General features: G+C 67.4%; 21 protein-coding genes and 1 tRNA gene. 10 read left to right on the top strand and 12 right to left on the bottom strand.

Annotated elements, in window-relative coordinates; all coding sequences use genetic code 11:
• Positions 1 to 17: 17 nt before the first annotated feature.
• The 3 genes from AC25YV_RS12095 to AC25YV_RS12085 all read right to left on the bottom strand — a co-directional run bounded on the left by AC25YV_RS12095 (position 18) and on the right by AC25YV_RS12085 (position 3,910).
• A complete protein-coding gene (locus tag AC25YV_RS12095) occupies positions 18 to 2,393 on the bottom strand; it encodes a S8 family peptidase (protein WP_488124104.1) in 2,376 nt (791 codons plus the stop codon).
• Positions 2,347 to 3,303 carry an AAA family ATPase gene (locus tag AC25YV_RS12090; RefSeq protein ID WP_488124103.1) on the bottom strand — a complete coding sequence of 319 codons (957 nt, stop codon included), beginning with the start codon at positions 3,301 to 3,303 and terminating at the stop codon, positions 2,347 to 2,349. The genes AC25YV_RS12095 and AC25YV_RS12090 overlap by 47 nt, the downstream gene beginning before the upstream one ends.
• Positions 3,304 to 3,820: 517 nt before the next feature.
• Positions 3,821 to 3,910 (bottom strand) — tRNA-Ser (locus AC25YV_RS12085).
• A gap of 81 nt (positions 3,911 to 3,991) precedes the next feature.
• Between AC25YV_RS12085 and AC25YV_RS12080 the strand changes: the two genes are divergently transcribed.
• From AC25YV_RS12080 to radA, 3 genes are all read left to right on the top strand, one after another.
• Positions 3,992 to 5,362, top strand: a complete 1,371-nt coding sequence (locus AC25YV_RS12080; protein ID WP_488124102.1) for an MFS transporter — start codon at positions 3,992 to 3,994, stop codon at positions 5,360 to 5,362.
• Positions 5,363 to 5,448: 86 nt separating this feature from the next.
• Complete coding sequence (locus tag AC25YV_RS12075) at positions 5,449 to 6,402, top strand: L-lactate dehydrogenase (protein ID WP_488124101.1); 954 nt, start codon at positions 5,449 to 5,451, stop codon at positions 6,400 to 6,402.
• 80 nt (positions 6,403 to 6,482) lie between these two features.
• Positions 6,483 to 7,850 (top strand): DNA repair protein RadA, encoded by a 1,368-nt coding sequence (radA, locus tag AC25YV_RS12070; protein ID WP_488124100.1) that lies wholly within the window; start codon positions 6,483 to 6,485, stop codon positions 7,848 to 7,850.
• Here the strand turns inward: radA and AC25YV_RS12065 are convergent.
• The 3 genes from AC25YV_RS12065 to AC25YV_RS12055 form a co-directional block, all read right to left on the bottom strand.
• Positions 7,847 to 8,257 carry a dehydrogenase gene (locus tag AC25YV_RS12065; RefSeq protein WP_488124099.1) on the bottom strand — a complete coding sequence of 137 codons (411 nt, stop codon included), beginning with the start codon at positions 8,255 to 8,257 and terminating at the stop codon, positions 7,847 to 7,849. The genes radA and AC25YV_RS12065 overlap by 4 nt on opposite strands.
• Before the next feature lie 280 nt (positions 8,258 to 8,537).
• A complete protein-coding gene (locus tag AC25YV_RS12060; protein WP_488124098.1) occupies positions 8,538 to 9,218 on the bottom strand; it encodes a hypothetical protein in 681 nt (226 codons plus the stop codon).
• Between the two features lie 51 nt (positions 9,219 to 9,269).
• On the bottom strand, positions 9,270 to 9,773 hold the full coding sequence (locus tag AC25YV_RS12055) for an amino-acid N-acetyltransferase (protein WP_488124097.1): 504 nt from the start codon (positions 9,771 to 9,773) through the stop codon (positions 9,270 to 9,272).
• A gap of 177 nt (positions 9,774 to 9,950) precedes the next feature.
• Here AC25YV_RS12055 and AC25YV_RS12050 point away from each other — a divergent pair, with 177 nt between their 5' ends.
• The 3 genes from AC25YV_RS12050 to AC25YV_RS12040 all read left to right on the top strand — a co-directional run bounded on the left by AC25YV_RS12050 (position 9,951) and on the right by AC25YV_RS12040 (position 15,395).
• Positions 9,951 to 10,958 carry a hypothetical protein gene (locus AC25YV_RS12050; RefSeq protein ID WP_488124096.1) on the top strand — a complete coding sequence of 336 codons (1,008 nt, stop codon included), beginning with the start codon at positions 9,951 to 9,953 and terminating at the stop codon, positions 10,956 to 10,958.
• 112 nt (positions 10,959 to 11,070) lie between these two features.
• Positions 11,071 to 13,068 (top strand): purple acid phosphatase family protein, encoded by a 1,998-nt coding sequence (locus tag AC25YV_RS12045; protein ID WP_488124095.1) that lies wholly within the window; start codon positions 11,071 to 11,073, stop codon positions 13,066 to 13,068.
• Positions 13,069 to 13,226: 158 nt separating this feature from the next.
• Complete coding sequence (locus AC25YV_RS12040) at positions 13,227 to 15,395, top strand: Xaa-Pro dipeptidyl-peptidase (protein ID WP_488124094.1); 2,169 nt, start codon at positions 13,227 to 13,229, stop codon at positions 15,393 to 15,395.
• A 77-nt stretch (positions 15,396 to 15,472) separates the two neighbouring features.
• Here the strand turns inward: AC25YV_RS12040 and AC25YV_RS12035 are convergent, their stop codons facing one another.
• Positions 15,473 to 17,998, bottom strand: coding sequence for an ATP-dependent Clp protease ATP-binding subunit (locus tag AC25YV_RS12035; protein WP_488124093.1), 2,526 nt, complete (start codon positions 17,996 to 17,998; stop codon positions 15,473 to 15,475).
• 181 nt (positions 17,999 to 18,179) lie between these two features.
• Here AC25YV_RS12035 and AC25YV_RS12030 point away from each other — a divergent pair, with 181 nt between their 5' ends.
• The 3 genes from AC25YV_RS12030 to AC25YV_RS12020 are packed head-to-tail and all read left to right on the top strand — an operon-like array spanning position 18,180 to position 19,641.
• Positions 18,180 to 18,806 (top strand): hypothetical protein, encoded by a 627-nt coding sequence (locus AC25YV_RS12030; RefSeq protein ID WP_488124092.1) that lies wholly within the window; start codon positions 18,180 to 18,182, stop codon positions 18,804 to 18,806.
• Positions 18,806 to 19,414: a hypothetical protein gene (locus AC25YV_RS12025; RefSeq protein WP_488124091.1), complete on the top strand. Its 609-nt coding sequence runs from the start codon at positions 18,806 to 18,808 to the stop codon at positions 19,412 to 19,414. The genes AC25YV_RS12030 and AC25YV_RS12025 overlap by 1 nt, the downstream gene beginning before the upstream one ends.
• Complete coding sequence (locus AC25YV_RS12020; protein ID WP_488124090.1) at positions 19,411 to 19,641, top strand: helix-turn-helix domain-containing protein; 231 nt, start codon at positions 19,411 to 19,413, stop codon at positions 19,639 to 19,641. The genes AC25YV_RS12025 and AC25YV_RS12020 overlap by 4 nt, the downstream gene beginning before the upstream one ends.
• A 252-nt stretch (positions 19,642 to 19,893) precedes the next feature.
• On the opposite strand, the gene AC25YV_RS12015 is transcribed toward AC25YV_RS12020, so the two are convergent.
• From AC25YV_RS12015 to AC25YV_RS12000, 4 genes are all read right to left on the bottom strand, one after another.
• A complete protein-coding gene (locus tag AC25YV_RS12015) occupies positions 19,894 to 20,838 on the bottom strand; it encodes an endonuclease domain-containing protein (RefSeq protein ID WP_488124089.1) in 945 nt (314 codons plus the stop codon).
• A 411-nt stretch (positions 20,839 to 21,249) separates the two neighbouring features.
• Positions 21,250 to 21,990, bottom strand: coding sequence for a hypothetical protein (locus AC25YV_RS12010; RefSeq protein ID WP_488124088.1), 741 nt, complete (start codon positions 21,988 to 21,990; stop codon positions 21,250 to 21,252).
• A gap of 135 nt (positions 21,991 to 22,125) precedes the next feature.
• A complete protein-coding gene (gene cls / locus AC25YV_RS12005; protein ID WP_488124113.1) occupies positions 22,126 to 23,547 on the bottom strand; it encodes a cardiolipin synthase in 1,422 nt (473 codons plus the stop codon).
• Between the two features lie 93 nt (positions 23,548 to 23,640).
• Positions 23,641 to 23,877, bottom strand: coding sequence for a hypothetical protein (locus AC25YV_RS12000; protein WP_488124087.1), 237 nt, complete (start codon positions 23,875 to 23,877; stop codon positions 23,641 to 23,643).
• A 121-nt stretch (positions 23,878 to 23,998) separates the two neighbouring features.
• Between AC25YV_RS12000 and AC25YV_RS11995 the strand changes: the two genes are divergently transcribed.
• A complete protein-coding gene (locus AC25YV_RS11995; protein ID WP_488124086.1) occupies positions 23,999 to 25,129 on the top strand; it encodes a DUF4192 family protein in 1,131 nt (376 codons plus the stop codon).
• A gap of 12 nt (positions 25,130 to 25,141) precedes the next feature.
• Here the strand turns inward: AC25YV_RS11995 and lysS are convergent, their stop codons facing one another.
• Positions 25,142 to 26,665, bottom strand: a complete 1,524-nt coding sequence (gene lysS / locus AC25YV_RS11990; protein ID WP_488124085.1) for a lysine--tRNA ligase — start codon at positions 26,663 to 26,665, stop codon at positions 25,142 to 25,144.
• Positions 26,666 to 26,682: the final 17 nt, after the last annotated feature.

The raw sequence follows: 26,682 nt of genomic DNA, 5'->3' as shown, positions 1-26,682 counted from the left end.
GGGCACGCCTCGTTGACCTACTCGCTCTTCGCGTCGCGAGACGCCTGTCGCTGCTGGATTCGGAGCTGAGTAGTCGGAACCATCTGTCTACTCTCGTACCTCAGCCGTTGCACGGCTGCTACTCCGTCTACGTAAACCGGAAGGTCCTCCCCTAGCGAACGAAAAGTCAGAATGGCATACACACGCTGGTTCCGGCCAACCTCGTCCGCGACTCGCTCAGTGTGCGCAAGTCGTAGCGCCCAACTGTTCCCGCCCGCGACCCCGTCCCGAGCGCGGCCCCGATAGGTCTTAATAGGGGCCCACTTGCCCTCTGCGATCTGAGACGCTTCCCACAAGTCCGTGCTCGGTCGCTCGCTCGCTGTGATCGCCTTGAATCTAGGGCGGCCATCGCGGTCGAACTGGAATCGCCCGAAAGCGCCTTCAACTTCGGAGCGAACCGCCTCCGCGCCGAACGCAGAATTGATCGGGGGAGCATAGGACACGGTAAGAATGGCCTCGCCCCGAAACTTTCCTTCAGGGGTGATCAGGCAATCCGGCACAGGAAATGGATCCTTGATCCAGATGCCGCCTGGCGGAATATCCACTTCATGCACGGTCGTGAAGCTGTTGTCAGCGTTTCCCAGAATCGCATCTGACGACGGCGGCACCCCCCAGCCGTAATAGTCGCGGTAGGCGGCCTCCGAAGAGTCGTCAGCCAAAGCAGCGGCATGGACAAGCAGCCCCTTGACGATCTCGGGGGACACGTCCGAAACGGATCCGCTATCGGCGAGTGTCTTCCAGACGTTCGCCGCTGTCGCGCTCACGATGGGCGCGGCAAATGACGTGCCGACAGACTCAGCGAGGTCCCCGGTCGGCACCAACGACTGCACCCCGTAGCCGTCCAACTCTCCACCGGGCGCGAGGTCCCCCGCCCAGTGACAAACCTCCGGCTTGACGTGCGCAGCAAAATTCGGGCCACGTCTGGTGTACGACGATGGCTCCCCCACTCCCACTATTCCGCCCTTGTGTGCTCGGGCTCCGACCGTCAGGGCGTTGACCGCTTCTGAGGGACTCGTAATCATGTCCGAGAGGTCAAGCCCGGCGGCAGGAGGCCACCCTCGATCGGGGGGCCCCGCGTAGTTGCCCGCGGCAACGACGAAGAGGATTCCATGCTTAGCAGAGAGGGCGTCCAGCTCCTGGGCGAATGTCCCGTACGCCGAGGGGTCGGGCCGGGGCGTGCCGAACGAGCAGTTCCACACCTTTACATGAGAGAAGGCGGGATCGTTAACTACCTCAACTACCCGTTCGTGAAGGTAGGGCTCAAAGATGCCGCCAGCGGGTAGTACCTGTGCGTCAACTACAGACGCGCGATCCTCCGGATAGCGCGCAGCGTCCCCGTTAAGTCCAAGCGAATCAATCACGAGGCCAGCCGTGAACGTGCCGTGCCCAGGATCCTGCTCACTGAGGATGTCGTAGCTGATGCGGGTCTCTACCCACGGCTCCAGATGGGTGCTGCTGATCCCGGTATCCAGCACGCCAACAGTAGGCGCTTCGGCCACGACGGGGTGCAGTTCACTGCTCTCGAACGATCGAATGGGGGCAAACATCTGCGGCTGGCTGTCCAGCCCGACGCGGAACTCATCGGCCAGAGCGACAGTCCTGACTCCGGGAACCGCAGCAAGCGAGCTCGCCGTCGTTGTCGCTCCGACGTTCGCGTAGACCACCGGCCGGTTAGGGTCTGTGACCACAGAGATAACCTCCAGGTCGGCGGTCGATAGCAATTCGCTCACCCGTCGCGAAAGCTCAGTGCCCGGCCGCCCTTCAACTGGGTCGTAGCCTGACACCTGCCGCCGCGGCGCAGCACCCATCTCGCCGAGTTCTGCGATCACGGACGTCATCCAAGGGAATAACGTGATCTTGATCGGTTGAAGATGACTACGCGACTTCTCCACAAAGGCGTCCGAATCAGCATCGCCCGACCGTCGGTAGATATCGTCCGGACCCCAACGATCGACCTCAGAGAGTGTCGATATTGCGTAGAGATCCGGCTTCGAGGTAGCGGAAACAACCTTGCTAGCGAGTGCCCGCAAGCGGGTCCCGGTCGCCGGGACGACGAGCTCCCCTGCATCCTCCACCGCCTCGACGGGCAGCTCCGCGAGAGTTAGCAGGGCATACGGTCTGTTTGACTTCGCTAGCGCTCGCTCATGGAGCCGAATCTTCACGGGAAGAGGTCGAGATGCTGTTGCGGCTAGCTCGTCCGCCTCATCAGCAATCCGTCGCAGATTCGAAGCCATACGGGCTCGCACTGCCGGAGTGAGGTCGACCAGTGGGGCGGGAGTGTTTCCCCCGCCGCTTTTTCGCCCCAGTTCACTGCGGCTGTAAGGAAGCAACAGGATCGGGTTGAACTCGGCCATTCTCGTCCCCGTTGATGATAGAGCCCACGCGTCGGGCGCTTGTTCGGAATGTCGAAGCGAGCACTCTCATCGTGAAGACGTCCGGCGCCCAGGACCGCAGGTATCGGATCTCGTTCACTTCATCGTTAAAGAGCTCGAACTCTTCATACCGCATGAAGCGAGCCAACCGCCGAAATGCACGTGGCAACTCGATCGTGTCACTACCTTGCAGAACTGCGTCTCTCGCGATGTCGATAGCTGCCGACTCGATTGCTGCCGGCGATAGCCCAGCCGAAGCAGCCGCCAGCCGATCCGCCTGCCTCTCGGTGAGAGGAAGGTCGCCTATATACGTCCGCCACAGGGACACGCGTTCATCGTGCCCGGGAAGTTCGGTCTGAATCTTGTGGGGGAATCTGCGCCAGACCGCCGGGTCAAGAAGCTGAGGATGGTTGGTCGCCGCGATTAGCACAGTCGAGTCGCCCAACGCATCGATGTTCTCCAGCAGGGCGATTACTACGCGCTGAAGCTCGCCGATCTCATGGTTGTCCGCACGATTCTTCGCAAGAGCGTCAAACTCATCGAGGAACAAGACACACGGCAATCGCGCGGCGTAGTCGAACACCTCTCGAATGTTGCGGCTTGTTTGGCCGAGCAAGGATGAAACGAGTGCGTCACTCCGCGTAGTCACGAGAGGGAGCTCAAACTGAGCAGCGAGGTCGCGAGCGATAGTCGTCTTGCCAGTGCCGGGTGGTCCGTGAAGCAGCAGGCGGTTTGGTGCGGAGAGCCCGCGCGCCTGCAACCGGTCGAAGGCGCGTACTGATTGAGTGAACCGTTCGACCTGCTCTTGGGTATACGGCGGGAGAACCACCTCGCGATGCTCGTCGTTGGGTGTGCTGACGTCGACGGTCGCGATCCTGCTGTCCTGGTCCACCGGGGTCAGGTTTGACGCACGAGCGACCGCCTGTGCAGGCGCCTTGGAAAGGACCGACCGCAGGAGCGAAGCTTGCCTTGCGTGACCTCCACGCTCCAGCTTCTCCGCGAGCAGCAATGCATAGTTCAACGACTGACGCGGGTCGTGCCTCAAGGAGCCCTCGAGGATCTTTACGACCTCCGACAAGTGTTCGATGCTCCGACCTCCCTCAAACGTATTCAATCTGCGGCGATCCGTGAACAGATGTAGGCGGACCGTGTCAAAAAATGAGCCTAGCGTGAGCGCCTGACATTGGTTGCGGGCGCGCGGCGCATGACAGCCCGCGTTCAGCCACTCCGAGCACGGGAGCCAGCACCGAAGAGGCATCTGCTGCACGCGCGAGGTATGAGTGCCTCCACAAGAGCACACTCACCCCGCTCCGATAGCTGGATCTCCGGAATGGCTGTCGGAAAGTTGTCGGATGCGAACGACGGAATGGCGAAGGCCCCGAATCCACAGGGATTCGGGGCCTTGCAAGTGGCGGTGACGGTGGGATTTGAACCCACGGTAGGGGTGAACCTACACAACATTTCGAGTGTTGCACCTTCGGCCGCTCGGACACGTCACCGCGGAAGAGTTTACGGCACGCAGCCGGTTGCCGCGAATCGGACTTCGCCGCGTGCCCTGTCCACGGGCGTACCGTGTCTGCATGGCGACCACCCTGCGCACGAACCAGCGTCTCGTGCTCGCCATCGCCGTGATGGCATCGTTCGTCGCGTTCCTCGACAGCACCGTCGTCACTGTCGCCCTTCCCGCGATCGCGAGCGAGCTCGGCGGCGGCCTGACGACGCAGCAGTGGGTCGTGGATTCCTACCTGATCACGCTGGCCGCTCTGATTCTCGTCGCAGGTTCGGTGAGCGATGCGTTCGGCCGCCTTCTCGTGCTGCGGATCGGTCTGGTCGGGTTCGGAATCGCCTCGATCGCGATCGCTGCGGCGCCCACGGTCGAGTTCCTGGTCGTCTCACGCGCCGTCCAAGGAGCGACAGGCGCGTTTCTCGTGCCCAGTTCCCTCGCGCTCATCACGTCGACTTTCCGCGGTGCAGCACAAGCCCGCGCGATCGGCACCTGGACCGCCCTCACCACCGGCGCGATGGTGCTCGGGCCCGTCGTCGGCGGCATCCTCGTCGACCTGCTGTCGTGGCGCGTGGCGTTCCTCATCAACATCGTGCCCATCGGGGTGACGCTGTGGCTCATGGCGCGGGCCGATGTGCGCGACACCCGAAAACCGGATGCCACGATCGACTGGCTCGGCGCGGCGCTCTGCACGCTGGGGCTCGGGGCGATGGTGTTCGCACTCATCGAAGAGCCCCGCCTCGGGTGGCACTCCCCCGCTGTCTGGGCCCCGTTCACGATCGGCGCCGCCCTCTTCGCCGGGTTTCTCATCCGCCAGCGGACCGCGGCCGCGCCGATCCTGCCGCTTGACCTCTTTCGCGTGCGAAACTTCTGGACCGGTAACCTCGCGACGCTGTTCATCTATGGCGCACTCGCCCTCAACGGCTTCGTCGTCGCGGTCTACCTGCAGCAGGGGGCCGGGCTCTCGGCGACCCTGGCGGGACTCGCGAGCCTGCCCATCACGATCCTCATGATCCTGCTGAGTTCACGTGTCGGCGATCTCGCCGGCCGGTGGGGCCCACGCCACTTCATGACGGTGGGGCCGCTGCTGATGGGCGCGGGTTCGCTGCTCTTGCTCACGGTTTCCGGGGACTTCTCCTACTGGTGGCAGGTGCTGCCCAGCATGCTCGTCATGGGCCTGGGCCTGTCGATCACCGTCGCACCGCTGACCTCGGCCATCCTGGGAGCGCTCGACACCGACCGCTCAGGCATCGCGTCGGCCGTCAACAACGCCGTCGCACGCGTCGCCGGACTGCTCGCGATCGCCGTGCTCGCCACGATTCTGGGTGGCGAGCTCGATCTGGCCGGCTTTCACCGTGCCGCCGTCGTCACGGCGGGCCTCATGATCGGCGGCGGTGTCGTCTCGTTCGTCGGCATCCGCAATCGGCCACGGTCCGAGGGACCCTGACGATTCATCGGGCTGCGGTGGCGGCCTGTCGCGCCCTGCGCACCAGGGGCCTGGTCCGCAGCACGTCACCCTGTCACACTGGCCGCATGGCAGTCATCGAGAACTCAAAAGTCACGATCGTCGGAGCCGGAAGCGTCGGCTCGAGCGCCGCCTACGCCGCATTGATCCGCGGATCTGCGCGGCACGTCGCCCTGTACGACATCGCCACTGTGAAGGTCGAAGCCGAAGCACTCGACCTGGCCCACGGCACCCAGTTCACCGGCACGAGTGACATCATCGGCGGCAGCGATCTGTCGGTCGCCGAAGGATCTCACGTCGTCGTCATCACCGCCGGCGCGAAGCAGCAGCCCGGTCAGACACGCACGGATCTCGTGGGCGCCAACGCGCGCATCATGGCCTCGATGATGCCCGACCTGCTGAGCGTCGCACCGAACGCGATCTACGTGATCGTGACCAATCCGTGCGATGTGCTCACTGTCCTGGCGCAGAAAGCGTCCGGGCTTCCGCCCGAGCGGATCTTCGCGTCAGGCACGGTGCTCGACACCTCGCGCTTGCGCTGGAAGCTCGGCCAGCGCGCCGGGGTCGCGACATCGAGCGTGCACGCCTCGATCGTCGGCGAACACGGCGACACGGAGTTTCCCCTGTGGTCCCGCGCCTCGATCGGCAGCGTGCCCATCCTGGATTGGGAGACCGAGCACCACCCCCGCATGACGCAAGAGGAACTCGATCAGATCGCGACCGATGTGCGCGATGCCGCCTACAAGGTGATCCAGGGCAAGGGAGCCACGAACTACGCGATCGGATTGACGACCGCCCGCATCATCGAAGCCATCCTGCGCGACGAGCACGCGGTCATGCCCGTCTCGCCCGTGCTCGACGACTTCCACGGCGTATCCGGCGTCGCCCTGTCGGTCCCCTCGATCGTGAGCGCGGGCGGTGCGGTACCCATCCGCGAGACGCGGTTCGACGACCGCGAGCTCGAGCTCTTCCGCCGCTCGGCCGAAACCCTGCGAGAAGTGGCGGCCTCGTTGCGGTCCTGACGAGATCGCAACCCCGGGCTCCGTCACCGGCTTCGGCCACGACGACCGGCTATGTCGCACCCCCGACATAGCCTGGTCCCATGGCGACACGGCGACCCACCCAGACCGCACCGTACCGGTGTACCGAATGCGGGTGGACGACCGCGAAATGGGCGGGACGCTGCGGCGAATGCCAGCAGTGGGGCACCGTCGTCGAGGCATCCGAACCGACCGGTCTTCTGCGCACGATGGTGCCCGTCGCCCCCGATGCGAAGCGCACCGCGCGACCGATCACGCACATCGACACGAGCGACGCGCCGCGCCGCACGACGGGCGTGGGTGAGTTGGACCGCGTACTCGGCGGCGGCATCGTGCCGGGCGCGGCCGTCCTGCTCTCGGGCGAGCCGGGCGTCGGCAAGTCGACGCTGCTGCTCGATGTCGCCGCCCAGTCCGCCCGCGCCGGACATCGCGTGCTGTACGCGAGCGCCGAAGAATCGACGGCGCAAGTACGACTGCGCGCCGAGCGCACAGGTGCCCTGCACGACGAGCTCTACATCGCGAGCGAGACGGATCTCGCAACGATCCTCGGACACATCGACGAGGTTCGGCCCTCTCTGCTCATCGTCGACTCCGTCCAGACGGTCTCGTCCGCGTTGTCCGACGGCATCGCGGGCCAGCCGGCGCAGGTTCGCGAGGTGGCGGCCACGCTCATCCGCGTCGCGAAGGACCGCAGCATCCCCACGATCATCGTCGGCCACGTCACGAAAGACGGCACGATCGCGGGTCCGCGCGTCCTCGAGCACCTCGTCGACGTCGTCTGTCATTTCGAGGGCGACCGGCAGACGTCGCTCCGCTTCGTGCGCGCGCTCAAGAACAGGTTCGGCCCCACAGACGAAGTCGGCTGCTTCGACATGACCGGCACCGGCATCACCGAGGTACCCGACCCCAGCGCCCTCTTCCTCGGCCACGGCACGCCCGAGCCGGGCACGTGCGTCGCCATCGCCCTCGAGGGGCGGCGAGCGCTCCCGGTCGAGGTTCAGGCGCTGACGATCAAGGCGAGCGGACCGAATCCGCGGCGCGTCGTCAACGGCGTCGACGGCGCCCGCGTCGCGATGGTGCTCGCGGTGCTCGAGAAGAAGGCCGAGCTCGTCACGAGCGACAAAGACGTCTACGTCTCGACGGTCGGTGGCGTCCGCTTCACCGAACCGGCGGCTGATCTCGCGATCGCCGTCGCCGTCGCGAGCGCCCTGCGCAACGAAGCCACGCCGCGCACGCTCGCCGCGGTAGGCGAACTGAGTCTCGCGGGCGAGATCCGCCCCGTGACCCAGGCGGCGCAACGGCGATCCGAAGCGGCTCGGCTCGGCTACACCGACGTGATCGACAACCGCTCCGGAACACTTCGCGGCGCGCTCGATGATGTGCGCCGCCGCGTTCGCGGTCGCCCCCGCGACGAAGAGCCGACCTTCTAGGCGTCGAGCGCGGCGATCAGGTCGGCGGGTGAGGCCTGCATCGGGTGCGGTCCCGCGATGTCGAAGAACACCGTCGTGATCGTGTTCGCGTGCGTGCCGAGGAACGCTCGAAGCGCACCGGGCGACTGCAGCGCGACGGCCGGCGGCAGCGTCGCCGGCTTGTGCGTGGCATCGCTGAACAGCAGCAGAGCGATGTCGCCCGTGCTGGGATCGCGGTACGTCCACACCTCACCCACATCGAGAGGGCTGTCGCGGCTGCCGGGCTTCATGAGCGGAACGACCGTCGGCCCGTGGCGCAGAGCGAGCGCGACGGCGGCCATGTCCTGCGTCTGCAGCGCGTCTGCGAGCTGCGTGTTGCGGAACTCGGGCGGTTCCTTCTTCTTCCCGCGCTTCTTACCGGATGCCATGACCCAAGCCTACGCAGACCGCCGCCGCGAAAAGATCTGGCCCCCTCGGGTCGACCCTGGCCGGGGTCGACCCGAAGAGGGCCATAAATGCTCACCGAAAACTCATCGTTCACGACACCTCGCTGGGGGACGAGACATTGCTGGGGACAACGTGTCGCTACCGATACGGGAGCTAACTTAAGGATACCCGAGCGCCCCATAACCTTCTGTCCCCATTTCGGGGGACAGAAGGGCATGCCGCCGCGAAGGTCGACGGCGCCGATCGCGCAGCGAAACCTGCTCAGTACAAGAGGAGGTTCTTCTCCTGCGCAGAGGAGATTCCGCCGATCTCGACGGAGAGGCGGTACGACGCGCCGCCCCCGGGAGCGGCCTGGCGCTGAGCGTCGTCGCAAGTGCCGACGGCCGACCGGGTTCGGTCCCACACGATCGGGGTCGCGCTCGTCACGCTCTGCCCTGCGGCGAGCAGCACGACCATGTCGCTCGGTTCGGACTGGCAGTCGGTCGAGCGCCACCACACGTCGTTGCCGCTGGCGATGGTGAACACCTGCGTGCTCGTGCCGACGTTGAGCGCGCAGTCCTCCTCGCCGGTGTTGGTGAGGCGCATGGACAGTTCAGGGTTCTGGCCCGAGCCGTACGAGTCCTGGTCGGTGAGCGGCTCGACCGTGAGGGTTTCCTTGACGCACGGTGCCGCACCCACCGGAGGCGCTGCGGATTCGGTCGTCGCCGCCGGTTCGCCTGTCGCTTCCTGCGACGAGGCGTTCGGCACAGGCAGTTCGGTCGCGGCATCCGGAGTCTGCTGCACGCCCGACGACGCGGGCGGAGTCGAGGCGGCGCCACGCCACGGCTGGGCGATGAGCACCCACACGACCGCGACGACGAGGACCAGGGCAAGCAGAAGCACGAGTCGCCGCCGTCGATAGACCGCCGGGGAGTGCCGCCGGCGCGGAGAAGTGCCGCTCATAGATCCAGGGTAGGCACCTCGGCTCGGCGTTCTCGCCGCGGCGCGCCCTTCTCAGAGATGCTTCAGCATGCGCGTGTTGCCGAGCGTGTTTGGCTTCACGTGCGCCAGGTTGAGGAACTCCGCGACGCCCTCGTCGGGGCTGCGCACAAGCTGCGAGTACACGTCGGGGTCGACGACCTGCTCGCCGATCGTCTCGAACCCGCGACGCGTGAAGAAGTCGACCTCGAACGTCAGGCAGAACAGCCGCGTGAGGCCGAGCTCGCGCGCGTTGCCCTCGAGTCGCTCCACGATGCGGCGACCGACGCCGTGGCGCAGCCAGTCGTCGGCGACGATGAGGGTGCGCACCTCACCGAGGTCTTCCCACATGACGTGGAGCGCGCCGCAGCCGATCAGCTGTCCGTCCGTGTCTTCGGCGACGACGAACTGCTGCACGGCCTCGTACAGCACGACGAGGTCTTTCCCGAGCAGGATCCGGCGTTGCACATAGGGCTCGAGCATCGCCTGGATGCCGCGCACGTCGGCGGCGCGCGCCTGGCGCACGGTGTACTCGGCCATTCCCCCAGCCTACGGCGCACGCCGCACCTGTGCGCAGTGCAGGAACGGATGCGGGCGGATATCGCCTCACCGGGCCGGGGACACTCCATCCCGTCACCCGCCCGTCGCCGGATGTTCACCCCGGCGCCGTACCGTCGCGCGACACCACCAGGAGGCACCATGCGCGCGCGACAGGTCATGAGAAAGCACACGGCACGGCTGGCTGCGGCAATCGCCGCGGGCCTGCTCGCCGGATCAGCGGCCGCCGCCGCGCCCGCATCCGCCGACGCATCCCTCGCCTGGGCCATCGCCCCGGCCTCGACCGAGGGCGCCGACGGCCGCGTCTCGATCCGCGCGACCCTCGACCCCGGCACCGTCGTGACCGAGCACGTCGAGCTGTCGAACCTCTCGGACACCCCGCTCACCTTCGCCCTGGCGGGTGCCGATGGCACCATCACCGCGGAGGGCGACTTCGACGTGCTCGCCGACAGCACGGCCTCGACGCGCGCCGGGCTCTGGATCGACGTTCCCCCGCGCGTGACCGTGCCACCGCGATCTGGCACGGTCGTGCCCGTATCGATCGCGGTGCCCGCCGACGCGCTTCCCGGCGACCACCCCGCCGGCATCGTCGCGACCCCTGCGCGCGACGCCGCGGCCGAGGACGGCGTCGCCGTCATTGCCCGCACGGGCGTGCGTCTGCACCTGCGCGTCGCGGGTGAGCTTGCCCCTGCCCTCACACCGCACATCACCGGCCTCGACTACGAGCCGAGCTGGAACCCGCTCGAACCTGGCCGCCTGCGCGTCACGTGGCAGGTCACGAACACCGGCAACGTGCGCCTGGGCGGCACGCCGACCCTGTCGGTCGCGGCCCTGGGCGGCCTCGCTCCGCAGCTGGAAGGCGAACGACTCGAGCAGTTCCGCGAACTCCTGCCCGAGGGAGCGCGCGCGGGTGTCACGACGGTCGACGCGTGGCCACTGTTCGCCCTCACCGCTGACACGGTTATCGCTCCCACCCTGGTCGGTGACGACCTCGTCGAGACGACTCTGCCGACGGGCGTTGCATCGGCGACGGTGGTCGCCATCCCCTGGGTGCACCTGGCGGTCATCGTCGGGGCGGGTCTGCTCGTCGCGGTCGTCGTCCGTCGAACCCGCTCCCGGCGCGGCGGCAGACCGACAACGGATGCCGCACCCCGCACGGACGCCTGAGTCACCCCGCGTTCACCGGGGCGTCGACGCCGCGTCGCATCGGCGTCGACGGGCCGACACTCACCATCGGAAGCATCGTGTCCGCAAGGTCCACCCCCGACGAAAGAACACGATGAACTTCAGAACTCGCAAGAGAACGTTCGCCCTGTGCGCCGGCATCCTCACCGCTGCCGTCGTCGCCAGCCCCTTCGGCGCCGCGGCAGCAGTCGCCGCCGATGAGACCGCCACCGGCGCTCCCGAGCGCGTCATCCTCAACCCGCCCGCCGATCCCGCAACGTCGCAGCTCGTGACGTGGCGTTCGATCGACGTGCCCGCTGACACCCCCGCCACGGTCGAGGTTCGCGACGCCGCCGGCGACATCACGACCGTCCCCGCCGTCACCAAGCGGGTGCTGCACATCGGCCAGGACAACCAGGTCACCGCGAGCGCCGCCGACGCCGCGAAGACCGCTGTCACCTTCACGGCCGAGCTCACGGGCCTCCAGCCGGGCTCGAGCTATGCGTACCGCGCGATCACGGGTGAGGTCGCCGACGAGTGGAACACGTTCACGACGGCATCCGCGTCCGACGACCCGTACACCTTCACGTGGTACGCCGACGGCCAGAACGACCTCACGGAGTTCTGGACGCCGATCGTCGAGACCACGAAGACCGCGTTCCCCAACTCGGCGCTCTCGCTGCAGTCCGGCGACCTCATCAACCTCTCGGTAGACAACGAGTGGGGCGAGTGGTTCAACATCCTCGATGGCGAGCGCCAGACCGAGAACTGGCTGGTCGCCCCCGGCAACCACGAGTACTCCCGCGACGCTGCCGCCGAGTTCTGGGACGCGAGCTTCACCGCTGCCGACAACGGCCCCACGGTCGACGCGGCTGCGGACGCGAGCACGCAAGCCTATGAACAGCTCGTCGTCGACCACCTCACCGACAAGGCGTACTACACCGACTACCAGGGCGTGCGCTTCATCCAGCTGAACTCGCAGCTGGTCGGCCAGTCCGCCGTCGAGGCATCGCTCGGGGTCGACCTGCCGAACCTCGAAAGCGCCGCCTGGCAGCAGGTCTACCTCGGCGTTCAGTCGAAGTGGCTCGACCGCGTGCTCGAGGAATCGACCGCCAACTGGAACATCGTCACGTTCCACCACCCGACCTTCTCGGTCTCGCAGGGCCGCAACCAGCCGCTCCAGCGTGCGGCGTGGCTGCCCATCTTCCAGAAGCACAACGTCGACCTCGTGCTCTCAGGCCACGACCACACCTACGGTCGCGGCTACCTCAATGCGGACGCCGCCGAGGGCGCGACGGACGGCCCCGTGTTCGCCGTGTCGAACTCAGGCCCCAAGCACTACAGCCTCGCCGACGACGCGTCGAACGTGTGGCTCAACAACGGCGCGACACAGGTCACGAAGTACCAGCACATCTCCCTGACGCAGGGCATCCGCGTGACGCCCACGACACTCGAGTACGAAGCGGTCGTCGCCCAGACGGGCCGCGGCGCGAACCCCAACACCGACCTGCAGGTCGGCGAGACGGGTGACGCGTTCACGATCGTGCGTCACGCGGACGGTTCGAAGAGCGTGACCGAGGGCATCCAGCGCCGCGTCGCCACGGGTCTCGGCGAGGCCGGCGAGCCGATCGGCGGCGACCTGGTCGTCGAGGCCGAGATCCCGAGCCTCGGCGAGGGAGCACTGAGCCTCGCGGTCGCAGGCGAGGGTGAGACCCTCGCCCTCGGTGACGCGGTCAATGACGGCGACCGCTGGTCGTTCGCCGCTGAGCTGCCCGTCGTGAGCGTCACCGACACGCGCACCGAGGCGGCAGGGTGGAGCGTCTCGGTCAGCTTCGACGATCTCGTCGGACACCGCGGCACTATCGAGTCGTCACACCTCGGCTGGTTCCCCCGCGTCCTCGACGCGGCGACGGCTCGCGCCGGCCAGCCCGTGCGGAGCACCCTGTCCGGCGGCGAGGGCCTGGTCGGTGCGCAGATGCTCGCCGGCGCCGACGACCACGCCCGCTGGGGAACGACGCGCCTCGGCGCCGACGTCACGCTCGAGGCGCCGATCGGCGCTCAGCAGGGCACCTACCGGGGCGCCGTGCACGTGTCGCTCTTCCCGGTCGACTGATCCCGTCCGGTGCGCCCGGGGGCCGGTCGTCTCACTCGAGACGGCCGGCCTTCGGCTTTTCGGACAGCGAGAGCAGATGCGCCGCATCCCGAGGCATCGCGCATGATACATCAGTCCCGCTACTGTGAGCCTCGTCCGCCATCTCAATGAGGAGAGCCATGACCCTGACCATTCGTCCCCCCCGATCCCGCAGGAGATGGGTCGCGACAGCGGCCGTCGCTGGCCTCATCGGCGCCGGCTTCGCCGTACCGACGGCAGCAGCCGGCGCACCCGATGAGAGCACCGTCCCCGTCTTCCACGACGGACTCGCCCAGCCGGTCTTCACCGGTCCCTGGGTCACTCAGGAGTTGTGGGTGGAAAGCGAGTTCGACACCGACGGAGACGGCAAGCTCGACCGGATGCACGTGGATGTGACGCGTCCTCGTGAGACCCAGACCGACGGACTCAAGGTCCCCGTGCTGTACGAGACCAGCCCGTACTACGCGGGAACATCCAGCACGCAGGCGCAGTACTTCTGGCAGAGCGACGTCGAACTCGGCGTCACCCCTCCGCTTCGGACCTCACCGCCCCTCGTCGTCGCCCCAGGGCGCACGAGCCCTGTCATCTCGACCAGCCTGATCTCGACCTGGGTGCCACGGGGATTCGCCGTCGTGCACTCCGAGTCGCCCGGCACCGGGCTCTCGCAGGGCTGCCCGACGGTCGGCGGCGCCAATGAGTCGCTGGCACCCAAGGCGGTCATCGACTGGCTCAACGGCCGGGCCAAGGGCTTCACGTCGATCGACGGCGACGTCGAGGTGTCGGCCGACTGGTCCACCGGCAAGGTCGGGATGACGGGAACGTCGTACAACGGCACGCTTCCGCTTGCCGCGGCGACGACCGGCGTCGACGGCCTCGAAGCGATCGTGCCCGTCGCCCCGAACACCGGCTACTACCCCTATTACCGCTCGAACGGGCTCGTCCGGGCACCCGGCGGCTGGGCCGGCGAAGACATCGACTTCCTCTTCGATTACATCAACAGCGGAGCGCTCGACAAGCGTCAGTACTGCATCGATACCGTGCGCGACGTGATGCAGGCGAACCAGGATCGGGTCACGGGTGACTCCAACGAGTTCTGGGAGGCACGCGACTACATCCACCAGCTCGACGACGTGAAGGCCGCGGTGTTCATGGCGCACGCGTTCAACGACTGGAACGTGATGCCCGAGCACAGCCTGCGCATCACCGACGTTCTCAAGCAGAACGGCGTCGAGACGCTGCAGTACTACCACCAGGGCGGACACGGCGGAAACCCGCCCACCGATCTGCTGAACCGCTGGTGGAGCCACTACCTGTACGGCATCGACAACGGCATCGACACCGACGTGAATCGCGCATGGATCACGCGCAACGAGGGAGTGCCGAGCACCGTGACTCCGTACGCGGACTTCCCGAACCCGGCCGCAGAGCCGGTGACGCTCACACTGCAGGGCTCGGGCACCGGCAACGACGTCGGCCTGACGTCGCGAGCCCGGGGCGATTCCGCGGTCCACCGATTCGTGGATGCCGGCAACACGACGTGCACGCTCGCGAACCTCGCGACGACTCCCTCGCAGAACCGTCGGATGTACGTCAGCCCCAAGCTGCTCAACGACATGCACATCTCGGGAACCGGTTCCGTGACGCTGCGCATGGCGATGGACGCACCGCGGGCGAACCTCTCGGTCGCGCTCGTCAAGCTCCCCTGGACGGGCCAATCCGGATGCAACTCCAGCACGACCGGTTCATCCACGAGCGTGATCACACGCGCCTGGGCTGACCCGCTCAACCGCAACTCGCTCACGCGGGAGGACCCCATCACGCCCGGCGAGTTCGTCGACGTGACGATCCCACTGCAGCCGGACGACCAGATCATCCGCGCCGGGCAGCAGATCGGGCTCGTGATCTTCTCGACCGACCGCGAGTTCACCCTGCGCCCCCAACCGGGCACCGAGATCTCGATCGACCTCGGCGGAAGCTCCGTCGAACTGCCGGTGGTCGGCGGACGCACGGTCGATAGTTCGGCCCTCACCCTGGATGCCACGCCCCGCACGCTTGCGGGCAAGGTGTACGTCAGCGTGTCGGCGACCAATGACGGCGGTCAGCCGGCGGACATCACGATCGCGACCGAGTACGGCGACAAGACGTTCACCGCCGTGGCGCCGGGCGCCACCGTGGCCCTCTCGGTGAACACCCGCCTCGCGTCGATCCCGGCCGGCAACGCCACCGTCACGGCGACCCGGATGATCAACGGCGAGCCCCTCACCGAGGTCAGGACCGTTCCCTTCGGAGCGTTCCCGGTCGGGCGATAACCCCGGCTTTCTGCCGGAATGACGAAAGCGGATGCCGCGGGGCTGAGCCCGCGGCATCCGCTCTTCGTTTCAGCCGGTCAGGATCCGATCGCGAGGTCGGGTGTTGCCGAGATCTCGCCGCCCGAGGTGATACCGACGGCGACCTTGTCACCGCGCGGTCCGTGCTCGAACCGGAAGGCGCCGTTCTCGGTGTCGACCTTGACGTGGTCGCCGGAGTTCAGCTCGCCGTGCAGGATCTTCTCGGACAGGCGGTCCTCGATCTCCTGCTGCATCGCACGACGCAGCGGACGAGCACCCAGGGCCGGGTCGAAACCGATCTCGATGAGCTTCTCCTTGGCCGACTGCGACAGCTCGATCGTCATGTCGCGGTCGAGCAGACGCTCGGCCAGGCGCTTGGTGAACAGGTCGACGATCTGCACGAGTTCGGCCTTGGACAGCTGCGGGAAGACGATGATGTCGTCGACGCGGTTGAGGAACTCGGGCTTGAAGTGACGCTTGAGCTCCTCCTGCACCTTGCCCTTCATCCGGTCGTACGACGTCGCGCTGTCACCTTCGACCTGGAAGCCGACCGGGCCGCCCGCGATGTCGCGCGCGCCGAGGTTGGTCGTCATGATGATGACGGTGTTCTTGAAGTCGACCACGCGCCCCTGACCGTCGGTCAGACGACCCTCTTCGAGGATCTGCAGGAGCGAGTTGAAGATGTCGGGGTGGGCCTTCTCGATCTCGTCGAAGAGCACGACCGAGAACGGCTTGCGGCGCACCTTCTCGGTGAGCTGGCCGCCCTCTTCGAACCCGACGAACCCGGGAGGGGCCCCGAACAGGCGCGAGACGGTGTGCTTCTCACCGAACTCGGACATGTCGAGCGAAATCAGCGCAGCCTCGTCGTCGAAGAGGAACTCCGCGAGCGCCTTGGCGAGCTCGGTCTTTCCGACGCCCGTCGGGCCGGCGAAGATGAACGATCCCGACGGACGCTTCGGGTCCTTGAGTCCCGCACGCTGGCGGCGGATCGTGCGCGAGAGCGCAGCGATCGCCTCCTCCTGGCCGATGACGCGCTGGTGCAGCGCCTTCTCCATGAAGACCAGGCGGCTGGTCTCTTCTTCGGTGAGCTTGAAGACCGGGATGCCGGTGGCCTGAGCGAGCACCTCGGCGATGAGTCCTTCATCGACGACGGCGTGGGTCGCGACGTCGCCCGACTTCCACTGCTTCTCAAGGCGCAGTCGCTCGGCGAGGAGGGACTTCTCTTCGTCGCGCAGCGACGCAGCCTTCTCGAAGTCCTGGTCCTCGGAGGCCTGCTCCTTCTGCTGGCGCACGTCGGCGATCTTGTCGTCGAACTCGCGCAGCTCGGGCGGGCTCGACAGGATCGACAGCCGCAGGCGTGCGCCGGCCTCGTCGATCAGGTCGATCGCCTTGTCGGGCAGGAATCGGTCGGACACGTAGCGGTCGGCGAGGTTGGCCGCCGCGACGATCGCGCCGTCGGTGATCTGCACCTTGTGGTGCGCCTCGTAACGGTCGCGCAGACCCTTCAGGATGTTGATCGCGTGCGGCAGGCTCGGCTCGGCGACCTGGATCGGCTGGAAGCGGCGCTCGAGCGCGGCATCCTTCTCGAAGTGCTTGCGGTACTCGTCCAGCGTCGTAGCACCGATCGTCTGCAGCTCACCACGAGCCAGGAGCGGCTTCAGGATGGAGGCTGCATCGATGGCGCCTTCGGCGGCACCGGCACCGACGAGCGTGTGGATCTCGTCGATGAAGACGATGATGTCACCGCGCGTGCGGATCTCCTTCGTGACCTTCTTGAGTCGCTCCTCGAAGTCACCGCGGTAGCGGGAACCGGCGATGAGCGATCCGAGGTCGAGCGAGTAGACCTGCTTGTCCTTGAGCGTCTCGGGCACGTCGTTCTTGACGATCGCCTGCGCGAGGCCCTCGACGACGGCGGTCTTGCCGACGCCGGGCTCACCGATCAGGACGGGGTTGTTCTTGGAGCGACGCGAGAGGATCTGCATGACCCGCTCGATCTCCTTCTCGCGCCCGATGACGGGGTCGAGCTTGTTGTCGCGGGCAGCCTGGGTGAGGTTGCGGCCGAACTGGTCGAGAACCGCCGAACCGCCTTGGGCGCCCTGCGAGCTCTGCTCGCCGGCGCCGGCGGCAACGCCCGCGGGCTCCTTGCCCTGGTAGCCGCTGAGCAGCTGGATAACCTGCTGGCGCACCTTGTTGAGGTCAGCGCCGAGCTTGACGAGCACCTGAGCGGCGACGCCCTCGCCCTCGCGGATGAGGCCCAGCAGGATGTGCTCCGTGCCGATGTAGTTGTGGCCGAGCTGCAGAGCTTCGCGCAGCGAGAGCTCGAGCACCTTCTTGGCGCGCGGCGTGAAGGGGATGTGGCCCGTCGGCTGCTGCTGCCCCTGGCCGATGATGTCCTGCACCTGTTCGCGCACGGCATCAAGCGAAATGCCGAGGCTCTCGAGGGCCTTGGCGGCAACGCCCTCGCCCTCGTGAATCAGCCCGAGCAGGATGTGCTCCGTGCCGATGTAGTTGTGGTTGAGCATCTTCGCCTCTTCTTGGGCGAGCACCACCACGCGTCGAGCGCGGTCCGTGAATCTCTCGAACATCATCTACCTCCGGCCAGACGCTCCTCTGGCGCCTACAAATCGAGGGTAACGAGGGCACGGATGCCACATGCCCGTGTTCGCCGTCGGCATAGCGAGCGCGGAGGTCGCCCTTGACTCGTCGCATCCGGTTTCATATCGTTTCTCGATAACAACGATTATCGATAAGTACAGGAGCCTGCCCATGGATATCGCACCGCACACCCGCGTCTCCCGAGGAGACCGCGTCGCGCTGGCGATCATCGCGGTCGGCGCGGTCGGCGTCGCGGTGGCCTCGGTGATCGCCATCGTGAGCGGCGCCCTGAGCACGTTCCGCGGTGAGCCGCCCGTCGTGATGCCGATCCGAGGGGGCGACGCACCCGCGATCGAGGCCATCCCCGGCATCGAATCCGCCGACTACACCGCCGCCGAGGTGGTCTTCGCCGCTCTGCCCGACAGCGTGCGGTGGCTGCTGTTCGCAGAGGGTGCCCTCCCCGCCATCGCCACGATCGGCGTGTGCGTCGTGGCGTGGTGGCTCGCCCTCTCTCTGATGAGGTCGCGGCCCTTCCGCCCGGCGATGCCCGGGGCCTTCGGACTGGTCGCGTGCCTCGTGCTCGTCGGCGGGGTCGGCGGTCAGCTGCTCGGCTCGATCGGGCGGGCGGTGCTCGTCGCGGACCTCACCTCGGTCGACTCGCAGGTGAGCGAGGTCTTCTGGATCTATGTCCTCGACCTCGACCTCGCCCCCTTCGGCTGGGGGTTCGCTCTCGCGCTGATCGCCGGCGCGTTCTCGCTCGGCGCACGCCTGCAGCACGAGACGGAAGGACTGGTGTGATGAACGAAACCTCCCAGAAGGAGCGCACCGACATCGTGGTGACCCTCGTTGTGGCCGGCCTCGTCGCGATCGCGGCGGTGGTCGTCACCGCGTTGCGATACTTCGACGCGTTCACGCCTTCGGGCATGGCGGTCAGCGTGCCGTTCTCGGGCGTGCCCGTGCAGCTCACCGCCGCCGACGATCTGCCGGCCACGACGGTGCAGGTCACCGACGGTGTCATCGTCGCCGAGGGAGTCAATGCGGTGTCGCAGTTCTCGCTTGCGACATCCATCGCCATCGGCGGACTGTCCTGGCTGACCGTGATCGCCCTCTTCGCCGTGATCGCGATGCGATTCCTGCGCGGACGCTTCTTCGACCCCGGCACGCCTCGGCTGCTGGATGCCGCCGGATGGATCATCTTCGGAGGTGCCCTGGCGGTCTTCACACTGGAATCCTTCGGCCGCAACGGGGTGCTGGCCGCCGTCGGACTCGCCGGATACTCGCCGCCGTCCTGGGCGGTGACGGCGGAGTTCGTCCCGTTCTGGTTCGCTGCCATGGTGCTGGGGCTCGTCTCGATCGCCTTCCGTCGCGGCATCCACCTGCAGCGCGACACCGAGGGGCTCGTGTGACTCCCGCAGACGATGACGAGGTCACCGGCATCCACTGCCGACTCGACGAGCTGCTCGCCGAGCGCGGGATGACCCTCACCCGACTGTCGGAGCTGGTCGGGGTGTCGGTCGTGAACCTCTCGGTGCTCAAGAACGACCGCGCCCGCGCGATCCGTTACTCGACCCTCTCGGCGATCTGCCGCGTGCTGGACTGCGAGGTCGGCGACCTCCTGGTGCGCATCGATTGACCGCCGCCGATAGGTTCACTTGCCGCACTCGGTCGTCGCCCCGCGTCCGGTGAGCAGCTCGAGGCAACCGAAGCGCACGGCGCGTCGGTTCAGTTGCCCCACCTGTCGCTCACGCGCCCGAACCCAGCAGATTCAGGCAACCCAACCCACAGTCCCCCGGTTCAGTTGCCCCAACCTGTCACGCACGCACGCGCACCCAGCAGATTCAGGCTCCCCAGGGGATGCCGGCAGCACGGCCGTATCCACACGGAGTCACGATCCGGCGCGGTAGGCCCCTCGAGCACGCGCGAGGAACGACGCACGATCGGCATCGAGGTCCTTCTTGATGACGCGGATGATCCGCCAGCCCAGGCTGTTGAGCATCTCGATCCGAGCGATGTCGGTCGCCCACTGCTCGGGGTCGGTCAGATGGTGCTCGCCTTCGTATTCGAACCCGAGCAGTCGCTCGGGATAGGCGAGGTCGATGAGCGCGACGATCCTGCCGTCGACGACGACAGGCCAGTTCAGCTCAGGTTCGGGCAGTCCACCCTCGAGGAATGCCAGCCGGGTGCGCGTCTCTTGGCGGGACCGCGACCGGATGCGGATGAGCGGGAGCGCTTCACGAAGCGCGGCGATCCCCCGCCGCCGGCCCGCCTCCATCGCCGTCGCGAGCTGGTCGACGGTTGCCATCGCCGGTGCATCCGTCGGTCGCATCGGTTCGCGCACGAAGTGGTCGCCGAGCGCGACGAGGTCCCCGGTGCCGAGCAGGGCGCCCATCATGGCCCACGTCGTGGCCGGAGCCGTCACGCGGTGCCCCGTGCTCGGCTCTGCCGCGAGGTGCGCCAAACCCGGGGTGACCGAGCGGCTGCGCACGCCGCATCCGCGTGGTGCGCGCGCGGGCAGGAGCACCCCGACATCGAGTGGACGATCGATGAGCACCCCCGCGGCATCCCGTTCAGAGAAGACCCGGTTCGGCAGCGGCGCTCCCCACAGAACACACGCCGAAACGAGGCAGAAGAACTCGGTCGGCCGCATGCGGACAGCGAACGCGCCGGCCCGTCGGCGGACGCTCGCCTCGCGGCTCTCCGCCGGGGGCGGGACCTCACCGCGCACACCGTAGAACGGACGACCAAGGCCACGACTGCGCAACCGGCCCGCGCTGACTCCGAGAGCCAGAGCAGACGAGACGGCGAACGGGATGCCGAGAGATTCAGGCAAGGACGGCAGAGTCACCGCACCAGAGTGGGCGCCCCGCCCGCTCCGAGGTGATACCGGGCCGGATCTGTGGAGAACCCGAATCTATCTACAGCCCGTGGGCGTCACCCGATGCGGCGATGACCCTCCCCTGAGTCACCGCCTGTCCGTTTGCCTCAAACTGCAGTGCTCCCTGTGCGAGAAGCGCACAGTAAGGCAAACGAACATCGGGGCGGCCGTCTGATGACCCAGGCGAACGTCAGGGCCTCGCGTTCGATTGCCTCACTCTGTCGTCGCACCGGCGGGTGCGCGACAGAGTGAGGCAAATGAACAGAAAGGATGCCGCAAACCCAGCCGCAGCAACCCACGCCGCAGCAACCCAGGCCGCAAAGATCCCAGCGCCGCCGGACCCTACGAGCCAGCGGCGCTGCGGACTCAGTCCGAGCCGACGATCGGGATGCTCACGCCGTCGAACTCGGCGCCCTGCATCACGAGGGTCACGTCGTCGTCGGCTTCGAGGTCGTCGACGAACGCGATCGTTCCGCGGGGGGCCATGTCCATCGTGCAGGCCTGGTCCGCGGCGGGCTCGGCGTAGGTCGCGGTCACCTCGGCGGGCCCCGAAGCGGCGACCGACTCGAGTACGGGCACGCACGTCGACGAGCCCCACGTGAGAATGACGAACTGGCCGTCCTCATCGGTCCACCCGGCGCTGGGCAGGTAGTCGGTCTCGCCGCCGACGACGAGGCCGGGCGCACCGTCGAGGTCGGCGTCGCCGACCAAGCCCTCACCCGTCACGCGGATCTCGACGTCCTGAGTCGGGTCGACACCCTCGGGCGTGGCGACCAGCGTCACGCGGGGAACGAGGTCCCTCGTGCACGCGGTGCCGGCGTCCGGTTCGACGAACGTCACGTCGATGACGCCGTTCGCGAAGGTCGCCTCTTCGGCGATCGGCACGCACGTCGAGCTGCCCTGCGTGACGAGGCCGATCATGCGGCCGCCGTCGAGCCACGCCGCGTCCACCTCGATCTCGGCGGCGGCGCTGCTCGTCGTGTCTGGCGCGGGGATGACGGGCGCGGAAGCATCGCCGCCCGGAGTGCCCGTCGCGCAGCCCATGAGGGCGGCCGCGAGGGTGGCGATGCCGAGGCCGGCGAGAAGAGTGCGGGTGGTGCGGATCATGTTGGCCTTTCACGGGTGAACAAGAGACCTCGATGCCGCGAACTGCAGCATCCATCAGCCCTATGGTGTCGCACACCGCCCCGGAATCTCAGGGAACTGGGTCACGCTCGGGTCACGAATGCCCTGGAATACGCCTTACTGCAACGCCGAGGTGAGACGGGCGAGGTTGTCGAGCACCGTCGACCGCAAGGGCTGACGCTCCCACTCCTCGAGGGTGAGCTCGCGACTGAGCGCGCGGTACTGCTGCTCGACGTCGCGCATCTCGCGCACGAACTCGCCACCTCGTACGAGCATCGAGATCTCGAGGTTGAGACCGAACGAGCGCATGTCCATGTTGCTCGACCCGATGATGGCGACTTCGTCGTCGATCGTCATCGACTTCGAGTGCAGGATGTACGGCTTCTGGTACATCCAGATCTTCACGCCTGCCCGCAGCAGCGCCTCGTAGTAGCTGCGCTGCGCGTGGTACACCAGGGCCTGATCGCCCTCTTCGGACACGAACAGATCGACGCGGATGCCACGCTGACAGGCCGTCGTGATGGCCAAGAGCATCGCCTCGTCCGGGACGAAGTAGGGACTGACGATGATGATCTTGCTCTGCGCGGCGTAGAGAAGCCCGGCGAAGAGTTTGAGGTTGTTCTGGAACTCGAATCCGGGTCCCGACGGGATGATCTGGCAGTCGAGGTCGCCGGGGCTGGACTGCACGGCGAACAGGTCGATCTCGTCGGTGAGAACCTCGTCGGTCTCGCTATACCAGTCCGACAAGAAGACGGCGTTGACGGATGCCACGACCGGGCCTTCGATGCGCACCATCAGGTCGACCCAGTGCAGACCGCGACGAATGTTCTTCGGCAGGTTGTAGGTCGAATCGGTGACGTTCTGCGAACCGGTGAACGCGACGCGTCCGTCGACGACGAGCAGCTTGCGGTGGTTCCGAAGGTCGGGGCGCTGGTATTTGCCGCGCAGCGGCTGCACGGGGAGCATGAGCCGCCAGTGCGCGCCCATCGCGTTGAGCCGGCGGGTCGTCGCCTTGTAGTACGGCTTGCCGCGGTTGGCCCAGTGGTCCATCAGCACGCGCACCGTGACGCCGCGCGCCGTGACTTCTTCGAGCGCGCGGAAGAAGTTGTCTGTCGCGGTGTCGGATTGCAGGATGTAGAACTCGACGTGCACGTAGCGCTCGGCCGCGCGGATGGCCTCCGCCATCGTGTCGAGACTCTCCTGGTAATCCGAGATGATGTGCGCCGAGTTGTCGCCGGCCAGCGGCATGGCACCGAGGTTGCGGTTGAGGGTCACGAGGGACGTGAACCACGTGGGAGCGTTCGGTCGCAGCGTGCCGAAATCGAGCGAGGCGCTCGTCTCGCGGATGTACTCGTTGATCTGCTCCTGCTTCTTGCGGCGCTTGCGCGGCAGACGCGGGTTTCCGATCAGCAGGAAGAGGAAGACGCCGATGAGCGGGATGAAGTAGATCGCCAGCAGCCAGGCCATCGCGGCCGTGGGGCGGCGGTTCCGGGGGACGATGATGATCGCGGCGATACGCACGCCGATGTCGACGAACATGACGGCGATGACCCACCAGGTCCAGTCGAATGTGATGCTGACCGCCACGGCATCCCTTCGCTCGGCCTGGTGCCCAGCGTAGCGGGAGGTGGGTCAGCGGTCGGACGCCGCCGTTTCGCCGGCCGCTGCGGATGCCGCCCCGACAGGCTCGGTGACGACCTCGCGCGGGGGCAGACCCATGCGCGCGCGCTCCTTCGCCTCGACGCGCGCGTAGACGCGGCGCTCGGTGCGGTCGGCGCGGATGATGCTGCGCAGGATGACGTAGAAGATGAACGCGACGACGATCGTGGGCAGCAGCGACCAGACCACGGCACTCCAGTAGCTGTCCATACCCTCCAGGATACGCGCCCCGCGCTGCATCGCGCCCTCCACAGCTCAGTTCGGCGCGCAGGATCGCCGTCCTGGCGCTGTGGCGGCCCCGGCGGACCGCACGGACGAGGATGCTCTCGGCATGACGACCATCATGAAAGCCGCGAACGCGGCGGAGTTCCTGTCCTTCGTGCCCGGCATGCTCGGCTTCGCACCGAACCGCAGCCTCGTCGTCGTGCCGTTCGCGCGATCCCGCACGCTCGGTGCGATGCGCTTCGACCTGCCCCACGACGACGCAGACGTGGATCGCATCGCGGCGACGGTGATCGGCATGGCGTGCCGGGTCTCGAACGCCGATGCCGTCGCCCTCGTCGTCTATACCGACGCCGACATCGGCGACCTGGCGCCCGTCCCCGCACTGCCGCACGACCGACTCATCGCCGCACTCGCCGGACGCGCCGACGCGTGCGGGCTGCGTCTCGTCGATGCGCTCTGCGTCGCCGCCGATGCGTGGTGTCCGTACCTCGACGGCGACACCCGCCCTCACGATCTCGCGGCGGTCGGCGCTTCGGGCGATCTTCCACCGGGCGATCAGGCCAGCGGCGCCGACCTGCCCGAGACCTCAGACGATGAGCGGGATGCCGTGGCAACCGCGATGACGGCCTTCTCGCGGGCCGTCGGAGTGCTGTGCGGGCCCGACGCGGTGTCCCGACCCGATTCCTCGGCATCCGCAGACGACCGCGTCGACCCGCAGGCGCTGGCCGCCGTCTGCACGATCGACGATCTGCCCGGCCTGTTCGAGGACGTTCTCGATTGGGAGGCCGCGAGCCTGCCGCCGTACCGCGCTGCGACTCTGGCGTGGTGTCTCACCCGGCCCGCGCTGCGGGACATCGCGCTGGTGCAGTGGTGCCGCGGGATGTCGGCGGGCGACGAGGCGCTGGACGCGCAGCTGCGGTGGGAAGACGGCGAGGAGTATCCGGCGCACCTCGCGATGATGATGTGGGGCGAGGGCGAGCGCCCGCACGCCGCCCGGCTGTCGCAGGCGCTCGAAGTGGTACGCCGGGTCGCAGCCGTCGCGCCCCCGAGCGACCGGGCGGGTGCGCTCGCGACGGCCGCGTGGCTGTCGTGGGCGCTCGGCCGCTCGACCCATGCCGACCGCTACGCGCGCAGCGCGGCCGACATCGAACCCGAGCACGGCCTCGCCGAGATCGTGCTGTCGTTCGTGGCGATGGGGCACCTGCCCGATTGGGCCTTCCGGCGGGAAGAGCCGTGAACCGCCGTCAGGTCACTTCACGAGAGGAAAGAGGATCGTCTCACGGATGCCGAGACCCGTGATGGCCATGAGCAGTCGATCGATGCCCATCCCCATACCGCCGGTGGGCGGCATGCCGTGCTCGAGTGCACGCAGGAACTCTTCGTCGATCCGCATCGCCTCGACGTCACCGCGAGCCGCGAGGATGGCCTGCTCGACGAAGCGCTCGCGCTGGATGACGGGGTCGATGAGCTCGGAGTAGCCCGTCGCGAGCTCGAACCCGCGCACGTAGAGGTCCCACTTCTCGACGACGCCGGCGGTCGTGCGGTGCTCGCGCACGAGCGGGCTCGTGTCGACGGGAAAGTCCATGACGAAGGTCGGGCGGGTGAGTCCGGGCTTGACGAAGTGCTCCCAGAGCTCTTCGACGAGTTTTCCGTGCGTCGCGTGCGGCGGCGCGTCGACGCCCACCTCGGCGGCGAAGGCGAGCAGCTCGTCGAGGCTCGTCTCGGGCGTGACCTCGCGGCCCGATGCTTCGCTGAGCGAGCCGTACATGGGCAGGCGGTCCCAGTCTCCGCCGAGGTCGTACTCGGTGCCGTCGGCCCACGTCACCGTCGTGGAACCGGCGACCGCGATGGCGGCCTGCTGCACGAGCTCCTGCGTCAGATCGGCGATGCCGTTGTAGTCGGTGTACGACTGGTAGGCCTCGAGCATCGCGAACTCGGGGCTGTGCGTCGAGTCGGCACCCTCGTTGCGGAAGTTGCGGTTGATCTCGAAGACGCGGTCGATGCCGCCGACGACGGCGCGCTTGAGGAACAGTTCAGGCGCGATGCGCAGGTAGAGGTCGGTGTCGAACGCGTTCGAATTGGTCACGAACGGGCGAGCCGACGCACCGCCGTGCTGCACCTGCAGCATGGGCGTTTCGACCTCGACGAAGTCGTGCTTCGCGAACGTCGCGCGCAGGCTCGCGTTGACCTTGGACCGGGCGAGCACGGTCTCGCGCGCGCGATCGCGCACGATGAGGTCGAGGAAGCGGCTGCGCACGCGGCTTTCCTCACTGAGCTCGGCGTACATGTTGGGCAGCGGCAGGATCGCCTTGGACGCGATCCGCCAGTCGGCGACCATGATCGACAGCTCGCCGCGGCGGCTGGAGATCACCTCGCCCGAGACGAAGACGTGGTCGCCGAGGTCGACGAGGTCTTTCCAGCGCTGCAGTGCCTCCTCTCCCACGACGGCGAGCGAGACCATGGCCTGGATGCGGCTGCCGTCACCGGCCTGCAGGGTGGCGAAGCACAGCTTGCCGGTGTTGCGGCTGAACACGACGCGGCCCGCGACGGCCGCCGTCTCACCGGTCTCGGCACCCGCCTCGAGGTCGCTGTACCGCTCGCGCAGCGCGGGGATCGTATCGGTCACGGGCACCACGACGGGGTACGCCCCGCCCGCGGCATCCGCCCGTTCTTCGATGAGCCGCTCGCGCTTGGCGAGGCGGACGAGCTTCTGCTCGTGCGCGTCGGCGAGATCGGCGTCGGGGTCGGTCGGATCGACGGGCGTTTCGGTCATATCGAGGCTCCTCGGAA

The sequence above is a fragment of the Microbacterium sp. Y832 genome (assembly GCF_057669765.1).
Note: the sequence above shows the minus strand (reverse complement) of the source record. Positions and strands in the feature narration are given on the sequence as shown.